Source organism: Streptomyces sp. NPDC001634, assembly GCF_040298185.1.
Lineage (GTDB): Bacteria > Actinomycetota > Actinomycetes > Streptomycetales > Streptomycetaceae > Streptomyces.
Genome location: NZ_JBEOZU010000004.1, coordinates 56496 through 70943, shown reverse-complemented (window position 1 = coordinate 70943; position 14448 = coordinate 56496). Strand labels below are relative to the sequence as shown.

Annotated in this window: 13 protein-coding genes; 4 read left to right on the top strand and 9 right to left on the bottom strand. The window is 69.6% G+C overall.

Annotated features, from left to right (window positions below; translation table 11 throughout):
- Nucleotides 1-132: 132 nt before the first annotated feature.
- The 9 genes from ABT186_RS03815 to ABT186_RS03775 all read right to left on the bottom strand — a co-directional run bounded on the left by ABT186_RS03815 (nt 133) and on the right by ABT186_RS03775 (nt 10041).
- Nucleotides 133-969 (bottom strand): shikimate dehydrogenase, encoded by an 837-nt coding sequence (locus ABT186_RS03815; RefSeq protein ID WP_351923437.1) that lies wholly within the window; start codon nt 967-969, stop codon nt 133-135.
- The gene (gene mltG, locus ABT186_RS03810) at nt 966-2675 is read right to left on the bottom strand and encodes an endolytic transglycosylase MltG (RefSeq protein WP_351235719.1); all 1710 of its coding nucleotides are present in this window, start codon (nt 2673-2675) and stop codon (nt 966-968) included. Before mltG ends, ABT186_RS03815 begins: the two co-directional genes overlap by 4 nt.
- Before the next feature lie 125 nt (nt 2676-2800).
- Nucleotides 2801-3265, bottom strand: coding sequence for a Holliday junction resolvase RuvX (gene ruvX, locus ABT186_RS03805; protein WP_351235717.1), 465 nt, complete (start codon nt 3263-3265; stop codon nt 2801-2803).
- Nucleotides 3266-3280: 15 nt separating this feature from the next.
- Nucleotides 3281-5953 carry an alanine--tRNA ligase gene (gene alaS / locus ABT186_RS03800; protein WP_351923435.1) on the bottom strand — a complete coding sequence of 891 codons (2673 nt, stop codon included), beginning with the start codon at nt 5951-5953 and terminating at the stop codon, nt 3281-3283.
- Entirely contained in the window at nt 5953-6303 is a 351-nt protein-coding gene (locus ABT186_RS03795; RefSeq protein WP_351923433.1) for a hypothetical protein, read from the bottom strand. Before ABT186_RS03795 ends, alaS begins: the two co-directional genes overlap by 1 nt.
- Before the next feature lie 7 nt (nt 6304-6310).
- Complete coding sequence (locus tag ABT186_RS03790) at nt 6311-6772, bottom strand: DUF948 domain-containing protein (protein WP_351923431.1); 462 nt, start codon at nt 6770-6772, stop codon at nt 6311-6313.
- A gap of 264 nt (nt 6773-7036) precedes the next feature.
- A complete protein-coding gene (rpsD, locus tag ABT186_RS03785) occupies nt 7037-7651 on the bottom strand; it encodes a 30S ribosomal protein S4 (protein WP_264935506.1) in 615 nt (204 codons plus the stop codon).
- 304 nt (nt 7652-7955) lie between these two features.
- A complete protein-coding gene (locus ABT186_RS03780; protein ID WP_351236330.1) occupies nt 7956-9311 on the bottom strand; it encodes a replication-associated recombination protein A in 1356 nt (451 codons plus the stop codon).
- A 73-nt stretch (nt 9312-9384) separates the two neighbouring features.
- Nucleotides 9385-10041 carry a vitamin K epoxide reductase family protein gene (locus ABT186_RS03775; RefSeq protein ID WP_351236328.1) on the bottom strand — a complete coding sequence of 219 codons (657 nt, stop codon included), beginning with the start codon at nt 10039-10041 and terminating at the stop codon, nt 9385-9387.
- A gap of 141 nt (nt 10042-10182) precedes the next feature.
- On the opposite strand from ABT186_RS03775, the gene ABT186_RS03770 reads away from it, so the two are divergent.
- The 4 genes from ABT186_RS03770 to ABT186_RS03755 are packed head-to-tail and all read left to right on the top strand — an operon-like array spanning nt 10183 to nt 13764.
- On the top strand, nt 10183-11094 hold the full coding sequence (locus tag ABT186_RS03770) for an ABC transporter ATP-binding protein (RefSeq protein WP_351236326.1): 912 nt from the start codon (nt 10183-10185) through the stop codon (nt 11092-11094).
- Entirely contained in the window at nt 11091-11936 is an 846-nt protein-coding gene (locus ABT186_RS03765; protein ID WP_351236324.1) for an ABC transporter permease, read from the top strand. Before ABT186_RS03770 ends, ABT186_RS03765 begins: the two co-directional genes overlap by 4 nt.
- Nucleotides 11933-13144, top strand: a complete 1212-nt coding sequence (locus ABT186_RS03760; RefSeq protein WP_351923503.1) for a sensor histidine kinase — start codon at nt 11933-11935, stop codon at nt 13142-13144. Before ABT186_RS03765 ends, ABT186_RS03760 begins: the two co-directional genes overlap by 4 nt.
- The gene (locus ABT186_RS03755) at nt 13141-13764 is read left to right on the top strand and encodes a response regulator (protein WP_351236322.1); all 624 of its coding nucleotides are present in this window, start codon (nt 13141-13143) and stop codon (nt 13762-13764) included. The genes ABT186_RS03760 and ABT186_RS03755 overlap by 4 nt, the downstream gene beginning before the upstream one ends.
- Nucleotides 13765-14448 lie beyond the last annotated feature (684 nt).

Below are 14448 nucleotides of genomic sequence, written 5' to 3'. Positions count from 1 at the left end.
GATCGCGTACGGCAACGGCGCGACCGGGTGCGCGGCCCCGGCCCGCCTCCTCCGATCCTCCCACGTCCGGCGGCCCGAACCGGCCGCAGGTCCATCAGGCGGACGCGAGCGGGCACCGCGCGAGCCGCTCTCCTACCGGGCGGCCAGGGCGTGCTCCCCCGCCTTGCGCATGGCGTCCAGCGGGGCCAGGGAACGGCCCGTCATCTGTTCGACCTGGAGCACCGCCTGGTGCACCAGCAGGTCGAGGCCGCTGACCACGGCGCCGCCGTACCCGGACCAGCGCGCCGCGAGAGTGGTGGGCCAGGGGTCGTACAGCACGTCGAACAGGGTCGCGGGACGCTCCGGGACGGCGGCGGCCAGCGCGTCCGTCGTCCCGGCCGGGGTGGTGGCGACGACCAGCGGGGCGCCCAGCGCCCGGTCGGCGTCCGACCAGTCGGCGATCCGGACCTCCACGTCGAGCCGCTCGCCCCATTGCCGCATCTCGGCGGCCCGTGCCGCGCTGCGGACATAGGCGACGACCTCGCCGGTGCAGATCCGGGCCAGTGCGGCCAGCGCGGAGGACGCGGTGGCGCCGGCGCCGAGGATCGCGGCGGAGTCGACCTGCTCGATGCCCCGCTCGCGCAGCGCGGCGACCATCCCGGGGATGTCGGTGTTGTCGCCGAGGCGCCGTCCGTCCTCGGTGAACACGACGGTGTTCACGGCCTCCACCGAGGCCGCCGTGTCGCTGATGGAGTCGAGCAGGGGGATGACGGCGCGCTTGAGGGGCATGGTCAGCGACAGCCCGGCCCATTCGGGTCCGAGTTTCTCGACGAACCCGGGCAGCGCCTCCTCGTCGACCTCGAACCGGTCGTATGACCAGTCCTTCAGCCCCAGCTCCTGGTATGCGGCGCGGTGCAGCACCGGGGAGAGGGAATGGGTGATCGGGGAGCCGAGGACGGCGGCTCGGCGCTTGCCGGTGGTGCCCGTCATTGACCCTTCTTCTGCTCTTGCAGGTATTTCTCGCGGTTGCGGTTCTGCTCTTCGTTGGTCTCGGCGAAGAGCGTCTCGTTCTCGTTGATCGAGACGAAGTAGTACCAGTTCCCCTTGGCCGGGTTGAGGGCGGCCTTGATCGCCACTTCGCCGGGGTTGTCGATCGGTCCGGGCGGCAGGCCCTTGATCTTGTACGTGTTGTAGGGGTCGTTGATCTGCCGCAGCCCGTTGACGGAACCGGTGGAGAGCTTGGACTGGCCGCGCAGGTAGTTCACCGTCGAGTCGAAGTCGAGCAGGCCGTAGGTCTCGGTGTTGTCCGGCTTGAGCCGGTTGTAGACGACCGTCGCGACCTTTTCGAAGTCGTGTTTGTACTTGCCCTCGGCCTGGACGAGGCTCGCAACCGTCAGGACCTGCAGCGGATTCTGCAGGTCGAGGCTCTTGGCCTTGGCCTGGATGCCGTACTCGGCGTACTTCTCCTTGGCCGTGTCGACCATCTGCTTGAGGACGTCCTCGGGCTTCATGCCCTTGGAGACCGGATAACTGGACGGATAGAGGAATCCCTCCAGCGGGTCCTTGATGTCCTTGCTGGTGTTGGCCCAGTCGGGCAGGCCGAACGTCGACCATTCCTTCTTGGCGATGTCCTGGGTGGTGCCCGCCTTGAGCTTGAGACGGTCGTCGATCGCCGCATAGATCTTGGTGTTGCGCCATCCCTCGGCGATGATCAGGTTGTTCTTGCTCTTCGGGCTGAGCATCAACGCGACGGCGGCGGCCGCGGACATGTGCTTGTTCAGCGTGTACGTGCCCGCCTGAATGCTCTTGCCGTTGGGGTTCTGCTCCTGCGCCGCCACGAACGCGTCGACGCTCTTCACCACCCCGGCCTGCTTCAGTACCTGGCCGATGGCGAAACCGCCGGAGCCCTTCGGAATGGTGACCGTGATCTGTTCGCCGTTCCCCTCGCCCACATAGTCGGGCGCAGGGCCGAAACGATTTTGGTAGTACTGGTACCCGAAGTATCCGGCTGTGCCGATGCCGCCGCCGAAGACCAGCACGACAACCAGGCAGGCACAGCCGTTGCGGCGCTTCTTGCCCTTCTCCTTGTCGCTCTTGCCACCGCGCCCCCGCCGGTTCCCACGGCCGTCGTCCGGCTCGTCGTCATCGGCGTCGTCATCGTCGCCGCCCGCGAAGAAGGCGTGTTCGCCCTGGTCGGGGCCGGGATCCCAATCGGTCTCCGGCTCCGGCTCTGCGCGCCGCCGGTTCGGCGGCTCGGGCGGCGGATACGCGTCCGGTGTCTGGTAGAAGTCGGCCTGCTCACCGCCGTACGCCCCGGGCTGGGCGCCGTAGGGGTCCGCCGGGTCGGCGGGGTAGGGCGCATGGGGCTGACCGCCGCCCTCCCAGCCGCCGTTGCCGTAGTGCTGCTGCCGACCGCCGTACTGCTGCTGGTTCTGCTGCGGGTACTGCTGCTGCCCCGGGTCCGGGTACTGGTTGTAGTCCGGGTGACCCTGGCCGTACGCGCCCTGCGGGCCGCCTCCCCATTCGCCGTAGTGCTGCTGCGGCTGCTGCGGGTAGTGCTGCGGGTTGTGCTGCGGCTGGCCGCCGTAGGGGGACTGGGCCGCGTGGGCCTGCTGTCCTTCCCATCCGCCGTCCCCGTACAACGGGTCCTCGGGATGCCACGGTGCGGAGCCCGTGCCCCGGCCATACTCAGTCATCTAACCCCATAGAGCCGCGAGGCGGCGGTCGCCCCGTACCTGCGTCTGGGTTTCCGTTCCGCCTCTTTGGTGTGCGGAGGCTGTTCGAACACCACCGCATCGCGCGGAACGTTACCGTATCGCGATCAGATGACCACTTCGACGCCCTCGCCGGGAGATTTCCCTGACACCCGTTCGGATTCCAGCGCCTGTTGCAGGATGACGACGGCGGCCACCTGATCGATGACCGACCGCCCCTTCTTGGACTTCACCCCTGATGCGCGCAGTCCCTGACTGGCTGTCACCGTGGTCATCCGCTCGTCGACGAGCCTGACCGGAACGGGCGCGATCAAACGCGCCAGTTCCTGGGCGAAGCCACGGACCTTGACCGCGGCCGGGCCCTCGCCCCCCTTGAGGGAGCGAGGGAGACCGACCACGACCTCGATCGGCTCGTACTCCTCGACGAGTTGCTTCAACCGGCGCTGAGCTGCCGGAATGTCCCGCCCCGGGACCGTCTCCACCGGGGTGGCGAGGATCCCGTCGGGGTCGCACGAGGCGACCCCGATGCGGGCGTCACCGACATCGACGGCGAGTCGGCGTCCTCTTCTCATATTCTTGACCGTTTCTTACTTTGCGGTCTCGGCGACCAGGCGCTCCACGGCGTCGACGGCCTCGCCGATCGCGGCCGGGTTCTGGCCGCCGCCCTGGGCGACGTCCGGCTTGCCGCCACCGCCGCCACCGAGGGTCTTGGCGGCCGTACGGACCAGGTCGCCGGCCTTGAGGCCGCGCTCGCGGGCGGCTTCATTGGTGGCGATGACCGTGAGCGGCTTGCCGTTGTTCACCGTGAACAGTGCGACCACGGCGGCCCGGCCGCCCTGGATACGGCCGCGCACATCGAGCACGAGCTTGCGCAGGTCGTCGGGTGTGGTGCCGTCCGGGACCTGGCCGGTGACCACGGCGATGCCGCTGATGTCCTTGGCGGACCCGGCGAGACCGGCGGCGGCCTGCAGCACCTTCTCGGCGCGGAACTTCTCGATCTCCTTCTCGGCGTCCTTCAGCTTGCCGAGCATGGCGGAGACCTTCTCCGGGAGCTCCTCCGGACGGCCCTTGATCAGCTCCTGGAGCTGGGCGACGACCGTGTGCTCGCGGGCGAGGAAGTTGTAGGCGTCGACGCCGACGAGGGCCTCGATACGGCGGACGCCCGAGCCGATCGACGACTCGCCGAGCAGCTTGACCAGGCCCAGCTGGGCGGTGTTGTGCACGTGCGTGCCGCCGCACAGTTCCTTGGAGAAGTCGCCGATGGTCACTACGCGGACGCGCTCACCGTACTTCTCGCCGAACTCGGCGATGGCGCCCTGCTTCTTGGCCTCGTCGATGCCCATGATCTCGGCCTGGACGTCGAGGTCGCGGGCGAGCACCTCGTTGATCTTCTGCTCGACGTCGGTCATCACGACCGTCGGCACGGCGGACGGCGAACCGAAGTCGAAGCGGAAGCGGCCGGGCTGGTTCTCGGAACCGGCCTGGGCGGCCGTCGGGCCGAGGGCATCACGCAGGGCCTGGTGGGTGAGGTGGGTGGCCGAGTGGGCGCGGGCGATGGCCTTGCGGCGGCGGTGGTCGATGGAGGCGTGGGCCTTGGCGCCGAGGGTCACTTCGCCGACCTGGACGACGCCCTTGTGGACATACACGCCCGGAACGGGCTTCTGCGTGTCGCGGACCTCGATCACGGCACCGGAGGCCACCTTGATACGGCCGGTGTCGCCGATCTGGCCGCCGCCCTCGGCGTAGAACGGGGTGCGGTCGAGGACGATCTCGACCTCGTCGCCCTCGGTGGCGGCGGGCGAGGACACACCGTCGACGAGGATGCCGACGACCGTGGATTCGCCCTCGGTGTCCGTGTAGCCGATGAAGTCGGTCTCGCCGGACTGGTCGGCGATCTCGCGGTAGGCACCCAGGTCGGCGTGGCCGGTCTTTTTGGCCTGGGCGTCGGCCTTGGCCTTGTCCCGCTGCTCCTTCATCAGGCGACGGAAGCCGTCCTCGTCCACGGAGAGGCCCTGCTCGGCGGCCATCTCCAGGGTGAGGTCGATCGGGAAGCCCCAGGTGTCGTGGAGCAGGAAGGCCTTGTCGCCGGGCAGGACCGAGGAGCCGGCGGCCTTCGTCTCGGTGATGGCGCCGTCCAGGACGTTCGTGCCGGCGTTGAGGGTCTTGAGGAAGCGGGCCTCCTCGGCGAGGGCGACCTTCTCGATGCGCTCGCGGTCGGTGACCAGTTCGGGGTACTGCTGGCCCATCATGCCGATGACGACGTCGATCAGGTCCTTGACCACCGGACCGGTGGCACCGAGCAGCCGCATGTTGCGGATGGCGCGGCGCATGATGCGGCGCAGGACGTAGCCACGGCCCTCGTTGCCCGGTGTGACGCCGTCACCGATGAGCATGGTGGCGGTGCGCATGTGGTCGGTGACCACGCGCAGGGAGACGTCCGAGTCGTGGGCGTCGCCGTAGGAGACGCCGGTCAGCTCGGTGGCCTTCTTGATCACGGCCATCGAGGTGTCGATCTCGTACATGTTCTGCACGCCCTGCAGAATCATGGCGAGTCGCTCCAGGCCCAGGCCCGTGTCGATGTTCTTGCTCGGCAGGTCGCCCAGGATCTCGAAGTTGTCCTTGCCGGTGCCCTCGCCGCGCTCGTACTGCATGAAGACGAGGTTCCAGATCTCCACGTACCGCTCGTCGTTGACGGCGGGGCCGCCCTCGACGCCGAACTCGGGGCCGCGGTCGTAGTTGATCTCGGAGCAGGGGCCGCACGGGCCGGGGACGCCCATGGACCAGTAGTTGTCCTTCATGCCGAGGCGCTGGATGCGCTCCTTCGGCACGCCGACGACCTCGTGCCAGATGCGCTCGGCCTCGTCGTCGTCCTTGTAGACGGTGATCCACAGGCGGTCGGGCTCCAGGCCGTAACCGCCCTTGTCCTGGGGCGTGGTGAGCAGCTCCCAGGCGAGCTTGATGGCGCCTTCCTTGAAGTAGTCGCCGAAGGAGAAGTTGCCGCACATCTGGAAGAACGTGCCGTGCCGCGTGGTCTTGCCGACCTCTTCGATGTCGGGCGTGCGCACGCACTTCTGCACGCTGGTGGCGCGCGGGAACGGCGGCTTGACCTCACCCAGGAAGTAGGGCTTGAAGGGCACCATGCCGGCCGGGACGAGGAGCAGAGTCGGGTCGTCCGCGATGAGCGACGCCGAAGGGACGACGGTGTGACCGCGCTCCTCGAAGAAGCTCAACCAGCGGCGGCGGATTTCAGCCGACTCCATCAGTGGTCCTCATTCCGGTTGTGCGAGTACGCGGTGGTCTCGACGTACTTCGGGCTGTTGCGGTTCTCGATGGCGGCGTACCGCCTGAGTGCTGGGAGTTCGGGGTCGACGGGTGCCTCCAGGCCCAGCGCGTCGCCGAGTTCCGCCTCCCGCTGAGCCATGTTGTCGCGGACGTCGAGCGCGAAGCCCACCGCACGGTCCTTGAGCCGGTGGCCCGCCTCGATCGCCTTGTTCGCCGCCGTTGCGGCCAGGCTCTCGGGCGTCAGCTGCTTCAGCTTGCGGTTGACCTTGGTGGTTGCCCACACACCGGCGGCAACGCCCGTGGTGAACCAGAACGTACGGCGGAACATCGCTCGGTCAGAGCCCCTCTTCCCGGTTGTTTCCCCGGTTGTTCCGCTTCCCCCGCCGCGCGGACGGGACGGTGCGGCCCACGATCACGGTACGCCGGGGGGCCTTGGCGGGCACGTTCTCGGGTCGCTGGCCGGCGATGGCCCGGCGCACGCCGTAGCCGAAGGCCGCGACCTTGACCAGAGGGCCGCCGAAGGTGGACGCGACGGTCGTCGACAGTGCCGACGCGTTCGACGTGACCTCCTGGACGTCCGATGCGATCGCGTCGACCCGGTCGATCTGGGTCTGCGCGGAGCGCACCGCGGCGGAGGCATCGGCCAGCAGCGGAACGGCCTGGTCGGTCACGTCCGCCACCAGCTTGGTCGTCGCCTTGAGCGTCTGGGCCAGCCTCGCCAGCGCGACGGCGAGGAAGGAGACCAGGATCGCCCAGAAGACGGCCACCAGGATCCCGGCCACCTCTCCACCGGACACCGTGCGCACCCGCTCCCTAGAACGTGCCTGAAACATCGAAAAGTCGTCCCCCGAGCCTATCGCGCCGCAGCGGCCGGTCCGTACCGGATTAGGGGCTGCCCGCACGGGAAATCCATCCGCCTTCGGGAGACGCGTCAGCTTGCCGGGGAAATCCTTCAGCCCGCAGCCTGCGGGGAAATGCTTCAGCCCGCCGGCTCGCCCGCCCGGAAGGGCGGGGAGACGGCGGGCTGAGGCGGTGGGAGTCCTACGACCGCGGACGAGTGATCAGCGGGCGTAGTACTCGACGACGAGCTGCTCGTCGCAGATCACCGGGATCTCCTTGCGGTTCGGCTCGCGGTCCAGGCGGAACGCCAGGGCCTTGAGGTTCACCTGGAGGTAGCGGGGGGTCTCGCCGTCGGGGGCGAAGCCACCCTCGCGGGCGATCGCGAAGAGGGTCTTCTCGCGGCTGCGCTCGCGGACCATCACGACGTCGTCGGGACGGACGCGGAACGACGGCTTGTCGACCTTCTGGCCGTTGACCTCGATGTGGCCGTGAACGACCATCTGACGGGCCTGGTAGATCGTGCGGGCGATGCCCGAACGCAGGACCAGGGCGTCGAGACGGCGCTCGAGCTCCACGATCAGGGCCTCACCGGTCTTGCCCTGGACCTTGGAGGCACGCTCGTAGGCGCGCACCAGCTGGCGCTCGGAGATGTCGTACTGCGCGCGCAGACGCTGCTTCTCCAGCAGACGGACCTTGTAGTCCGAGTTCTGCTTGCGGCCACGGCCGTGCTCGCCCGGCGGGTAGGGGCGGGCCTCGAAGTACTTGACGGCCTTGGGGGTCAGCGCGATGCCGAGGGCACGCGACTTCTTGACCTTGGGGCGGGACTGGTTCGCCACTGTCTCTGTCTCTTTCCTAGTTTTCCGGCTTGTCAGAGTTAAGGGAGGTCGCATCCGCAGCCGGGGAATCCCGCCGGGTCCGTATCGGACCTGCCGGGCAGCCGCTCCCCTGGTCTGGGCACATACGTGCAGCACGCGAGTGGCCCACCGACCTCTCCCGGACTCCGGATGGTGGTGGGCTGCCCACGACACCGTTCGACGGTGCGCGACGCTCCTGGAGTCAGTCCCGAAGGACTGGATCTCCGGCTGGCTGTCCCGCTCTGACTGCGCAGGACTCAGCACTTCGAGCAAGTCTACAGGGCGCTCAGGAGGGCTTGCGACCGAGGTGCTTGCGGGTCCATTCCACTGCGTCCGCGTACCGCGCCTCCGCGCCGTGGCGGGTCGGTGTGTAGTACTCGCGGTCCTTGAGCGCGTCCGGTGCGTACTGCTGGGCGGCGATGCCTTCCGGGAGGTCGTGCGGATACACGTACCCCTGCGCGTGGCCGAGCTTGGCCGCGCCTTTGTAGTGCCCGTCGCGCAGATGCGGGGGCACGGAGCCGGCCAGTCCCTTGCGGACGTCCTCCATGGCCGCGCCGATCGCCGTGGTCGCCGCGTTGGACTTGGGGGCCAGGGCGAGGGCGATGGTGGCGTGGCTGAGGGTGAGGGCGGCCTCCGGGAAGCCGATCATCGCGACGGCCTGGGCGGCGGCGACGGCTATCGGCAGCGCGTTCGGGTCGGCGAGGCCGATGTCCTCGCTGGCAGAGATCATCAGACGGCGGGCGATGAAGCGGGGGTCCTCACCGGCCTCGATCATCCGGGCCAGGTAGTGCAGCGCCGCGTCGACATCCGAGCCGCGGATCGACTTGATCAGGGCGCTCGCCACGTCGTAGTGCTGGTCGCCGTCGCGGTCGTACTTCACCGCAGCCCGGTCGACGGTCTCCTCCAGGGTCGTCAGGCCGATCTCCGACTCACCCTTGTCGAGCGCGGCCCCGGCCGCGGCCTCCAGGGCGGTCAGGGCGCGGCGGGCGTCTCCGCCTGCGATCCGCAGGAGGTGGGCCTCGGTGTCCTCGGGGAGTGTGACGGCGCCCTTGAGGCCTCGCTCGTCGGAGAGGGCCCGGCGCAGCAGGCCGCGCACGTCGTCGTCCGTGAGCGGTTCGAGGGTGAGGAGCAGGGAGCGGGACAGCAGCGGCGAGATCACCGAGAAATACGGGTTCTCCGTGGTCGCCGCGATCAGGGTCACCCAGCGGTTCTCGACGGCGGGGAGCAGGGAGTCCTGCTGGGCCTTGCTGAAGCGGTGGATCTCGTCGAGGAAGAGGACGGTTTCCTTGCCGAAACCGCCGGTGGCGCGGCGGGCGCCGTCGATGACCGCGCGGACCTCCTTCACGCCCGCGGTGATCGCCGACAGCTCGACGAAACGCTTGTTGGTGGCCTTCGAGACGACGTACGCCAGCGTGGTCTTTCCGGTGCCGGGCGGCCCCCAGAGGATCACCGAGGAGGGTCCGGCGGGGCCGCCGTTCCCCTCGCCGACCAGTCTGCGCAGCGGGGACCCCGGCTTGAGCAGGTGCTGCTGGCCCACCACCTCGTCGAGGGTGCGCGGGCGCATCCGGACCGCCAGGGGGCTGCCCGTCGGGTCCTTCTCCTGGCGTTCTTCTGCGGCGGCGGTGAACAGGTCGGGCTCCACGCTGAAACCCTATGTCACACCACTGACAACGCAGCCGGGCGTGGGGCCCGGCGGCGCATGCTACGGCCCTGGCTCAGGCCCAGAGCTGGCTGCCCCAGCGGGTCAGGATCAGCATGGCGATGATGCCGACGTGGGTGACCGGGAGCACCCAGGTGAACTCGCCGAGGAAGTTCTTCACCGGGCGCGGGGCGGGCAGGAAGTCGTTGCGGACGTTGAACGAGGTCACGTACCAGAACATCGTGATCGTGGCGACCCAGGCCAGCGAGCACCACAGGCACAGCGCGTTGATGCGGTACAGCGACTCGAACTGCAGCCAGGTCACGAAGGCCACACCGAAGAGCGTGCCGAAGTTGAAGGTCAGCCAGTACCAGCGCGGGAAACGGGCACGGGCGAGCAGGCTCATACCGACGCAGACGACGATGCCGTAGCAGACGAGGCCGAGCATCGGGTTGGGGAACCCGAAGGCGGCGGCCTGCTTGCTCTCCATAACGCTGCCGCAGGACACGATCGGGTTGATGCTGCAGCTGGGGGTGAACGTCTTGCCGTTCACCTTGCCCTCGAGGATCTTGAACTTGTCGATCGTGATGACCCACGCGGCGAGCAGACCCGCGGCACCGGTGATCACCAGCAGCAGGGCGAACGCGCGGCTGCCGCCCACCGTCCGCGGCGTGTCCGTGCTTTCCTGCTCGGTCGACTCGGTGGAGACGTCCTTCACTGTCGTCTTGCTCATCACGTCGATTCCGATACTCGAGAGTGGGCCTGCGGTCAGTGGTTATTGTGCCGCACACGTGCCTGTGTCCACCGTTCGATGGACACAAGGAAGTACGCACGGTCGTCCCGGAGCGTTCGGTTCTGGCCGAGGCTCGTGGCCATGACCACACAGGCGTACGGACTCGCGGTGGACGTTCGAGGGCTGCGCAAGCAGTACGGGGACGTGACCGCGGTCGACGGAATCGATCTCGGGATCCGGCAGGGCGAGGTGTTCGGCCTGCTCGGGCCCAACGGCGCCGGCAAGACCACCACCGTGGAGATCCTCCAGGGCAACCGTGCCCGGGACGCGGGCGAGGTGTCCGTGCTCGGGGCGGACCCGGCGCGGGGCACGCGCGCGTGGCGCTCGAAAGTGGGCATCGTCTGGCAGGACGAATCGGCACCCGCCGAGTTGACGGTCCGCGAGACCGTTCGGCACTTCGCCCGCTACTACCCCCGGCCGCGCGACCCGGATGAGGTCATCGGCATGGTGGGTCTCGAGGCGAAGGCGAACAGCCGGATCAAGGCGCTGTCGGGTGGCCAGCGCCGCCGCCTCGATGTGGCGCTCGGTGTGATCGGCGGCCCCGAGCTGCTGCTCCTGGACGAGCCGACGACCGGTTTCGACCCGGCGGCCCGGCGCCAGTTCTGGGACCTGATCCGTCTGCTCGCCGACGAGGGCACGACCATCCTGCTCACCACGCACTACCTGGAGGAGGCGGAGGCGCTGGCGCACCGGCTCGCCGTCGTCGCCCGGGGCCGTGTGGTCGCCGAGGGCACCCCGACGGCGCTGCGGGACCGTTTCGGCACTGAGGCCACCGTCGAGTGGACGGAGGCGGACGGGACCCCGCGTCACGAGCGCACCGAGACGCCGACCCGGACGGTCGCCGAGCTGACGCGCCGCTTCGACGGCGAGATCCCCGGACTGCGGATCAGCCGCCCCACCCTCGAGGACGTGTATCTGCGGCTGACCGGCCAGGACAACCCCAGCGGCAAGGACTTCCGGGACGGACCGGACGGACAGGTGGAGGCACGATGACGACGACGGCCGTACGGACCAGGTCCGAGGCTCCCGCCGGGCGGCTGCCCGGGGCCTGGGTGCTCGGGCTGCACCGGGGCGTCCTGGAGATCAAGCAGTTCTTCCGCCAGCGCGATCAAGTGGTGTTCACCTTCTCCTTCCCGGTCGTCTTCCTGTTCCTGTTCGCGTCGATCTTCCACGATGACGTGCACGGCACCGGTGTCACCGCCTCGCAGCTGTACGTCCCCGCGATGATGGCCTCGGGAATCATGTCGACGAGCTTCCAGTCCCTGGGGATCTCGATCGCCGTGGAGCGCGACGAGAAGGTGCTGCGCAGGCTGCGGGGCACGCCCATGCCCCCGGCGGCGTACTTCCTGGGAAAGATCTGGCTCGTTCTGTTCACCGGTGTCCTGGAGACGGCGATCCTGCTGCTCGTCGGCACGACGCTGTACGACGTCGACCTGCCGTCGGACGCCGGCCGCTGGTTCGACTTCGGCTGGATCTTCGTGCTGGGGCTGACGGGGTGCGCGCTGCTCGGCATAGCGATCAGCTCGGTGCCGAAGTCGGCGAAGAGCGCGAGCTCCGTCGTCGTCCTCCCCTTCCTGGTCCTCCAGTTCATCTCCGGGGTCTACATCTCCATCAACACCATCCCGGACTGGATGCTGAACATCGGTGCCCTGTTCCCGCTGAAGTGGCTGTGCCAGGGCCTGCGGGGCGTGTTCCTGCCCGACTCGGCGCGGGTCCTCGAACAGGCGGGGAGCTGGGAGTTCGGGCGGATCGCCCTGGTGCTCGCGGCCTGGATCGTCGGAGGATTGGCGCTGTGTCTGTTGACGTTCCGCTGGAAGAGCCGGCGCGACGGATGACGGATCCGGGCACGGCGCGCGGCGCCCACGCCTGGGACCGCTCGATCCGGCTGTGGGACCTGTACTTCGCGATCGCCTGGGCGGCCACCCTGGCGTTCGTGCTCGGCGCGGCGTATCCGGGGTGGCGCGTCCGTGCGGTGGCGGCCGTGCTGCTGGTACCGCTGGTGCCCTGGTACCTGGCGGTCGGGCGCGCTCTGCTCCAGGAGGATCCGCCCGACGAGCGGCGGGCGCTGCGTTATCTCGCCGGGGCGATAGCGCTGTTCCTGCCGTCGGCGGTCCTGGTGGGCGAGACCCGGCTGATAGCCTTCGCGCTCATTCCCCAGTGCTTCATGACATTGCGGAGGCACTGGGCGCTCGTCGCCGTGACGCTCATCAATCTGGTGCCGGTGGTGGGCTGGGCGCTGCTGTGGCACCCGAGCGCGAAGGACCTCTTCTCCAACTCCCTCTTCGCCGTGGTCACTTTCGTCTTCTCGGTGGTCATCGGCAGCTGGATCATCCGCATCATCGAGCAGAGCTCGGAGCGGGCCGAGCTGATCGCGGAACTCGACGCCAGCCGCCACGAGATCTCCCGGCTGTCGGCCGCGCACGGGGCGCTCGCCGAACGCGAGCGTCTGTCCCGCGAGATCCACGACACGCTCGCTCAGGGGTTCACCAGTCTGCTGATGCTGGTCCAGGCGGTGGAGGCCGAGCTGGAGGACGATGTGCCCCAGGCCCGCCGCCATCTGGCCCTGATGACGGAGACGGCCAGGCAGAACCTCGCCGAGGCGAGGGCGCTGGTCGCCGGGGGTGCGCCCGCCGACCTCGACGGGGCGTCGCTGCCGGACGCGCTGCGGCGGCTGGCGGCGCGGCACGACGCGGTGGTGGACGTCACGGGTGCGGTACGCGCGCTGCCGGCCGGGCCCGAGGTGGTGGCGCTGCGCTCGTGCCAGGAGGCGCTGGCCAACGCCCGTAAGCACGCCGGGAGTTCGGCGTCCGTCGCGATCGCGCTGGCGTACGCCGCCGATGCGCTGACGCTCTCCGTACGGGACGACGGCTGCGGCTTCGACCCGGCCGCGCCGGGCGGGGGTTACGGTCTGACCGGGCTGCGGGCGCGGGCCGCCGAGGTGGGCGGGACGACGGAGGTCCGCAGCGCGCCGGGCGAGGGCACGACGGTCACCGTCCGCCTGCCCGTCCCGCCCGCCCTGCCTCTCCTCGGGAGCACCTCATGATCCGGATCATCCTGGCCGACGACCATCCCGTCGTACGGGAGGGGCTGCGCGCGATGCTGAGCGCGGAGCCCGATCTGGAGGTCGTCGCCGACGCGTCCAGCGGGCCGCAGGCCGAGGCGCTGGCCGCCGAACTCCGGCCGGACATCGTGCTGATGGATCTGCGGATGCCGGGTGGCGGGGGCGTCGACTCGATCGGACGGATGACGGAGGCGGGGCTGCCGTGCCGGGTGATCGTCCTGACGACGTACGACACGGACCGGGACATTCTGCGCGCGGTGGAGGCGGGGGCGGCGGGCTATCTGCTGAAGGATCTGCCGCGGGGTGAGCTGGCGGAGGCGGTACGGGCCGCTGCGCGGGGCGAGACGGTGCTGGCGCCTTCGGTGGCGGCGCGGCTCGTGGACCAACTGCGCACCAAACCGGAACGGCCGCGCCTGTCGGAACGCGAGACGGCGGTACTTCGTCTGGTGGCGGAGGGCTGCACGAACGCGGAGATCGGGCGGCGGCTGTTCATCGGGGAGTCGACGGTGAAGACGCACTTGCTGCGGGTCTTCGGGAAGCTGGGGGTGGACGACCGGACGGCGGCGGTGACGAGCGCGATGCGGTTCGGGTTGCTGGACTGAGCCTCGCCCCCGCCGCCCCTACCCGTCCCATCCTCCAGGGGCTCCGCCCCTTCAACCCCGCCGGGGGCCCGCCCCCCGGACCCCCGCGGGGACTGCGTCCCCTGCACCCCACCCGGTGCTCCGCCCCCGCAACCCGTTCGGGACTCCGCCCCAGACCCCAACCAGAGACCAGCCCCACACCACTTGAGGCTCCACCCCCGCAACCCGCCCAGGACTCCGCCCCAAACCCCAACCAGAGACCAGCCCCACACCCCGGTGGGCTCCGCCCCGAACCGTTCAAGGACCAACCCCCCACACCTCGCTGGGGACTCCGCCTCCCGCGCCGCGTTCGGGGCTCCGCCTCCACCCCGTTCAGGAACCAGCCCCCACACCCGCCTCGGCTCCGCCCTGCAACCCGTTTCGGCTCCGCCCCCGACTGCGTTCACGGACCAGCCTCCACACCCCGCTTGGGGGTCCGCCTCCCGCACTGCATTCGGGGCTCCGCCCCACAACTCGTTCACGGACCAGCCCCCACACCCCGCTTGGGGTCCACCCCACACCCCGTTCAGGAGCTGGCCCCAACCACACCCCCCCGCCTCGGCTCCGCCCCGGACCTCGTTCGGCGACCAGGCCGCCACCCCGCTCAGGCTCCGCGCCCAATCCCGTACACGGACCAGCCCCCAAACCGCCGTTCCTCCAACGGCG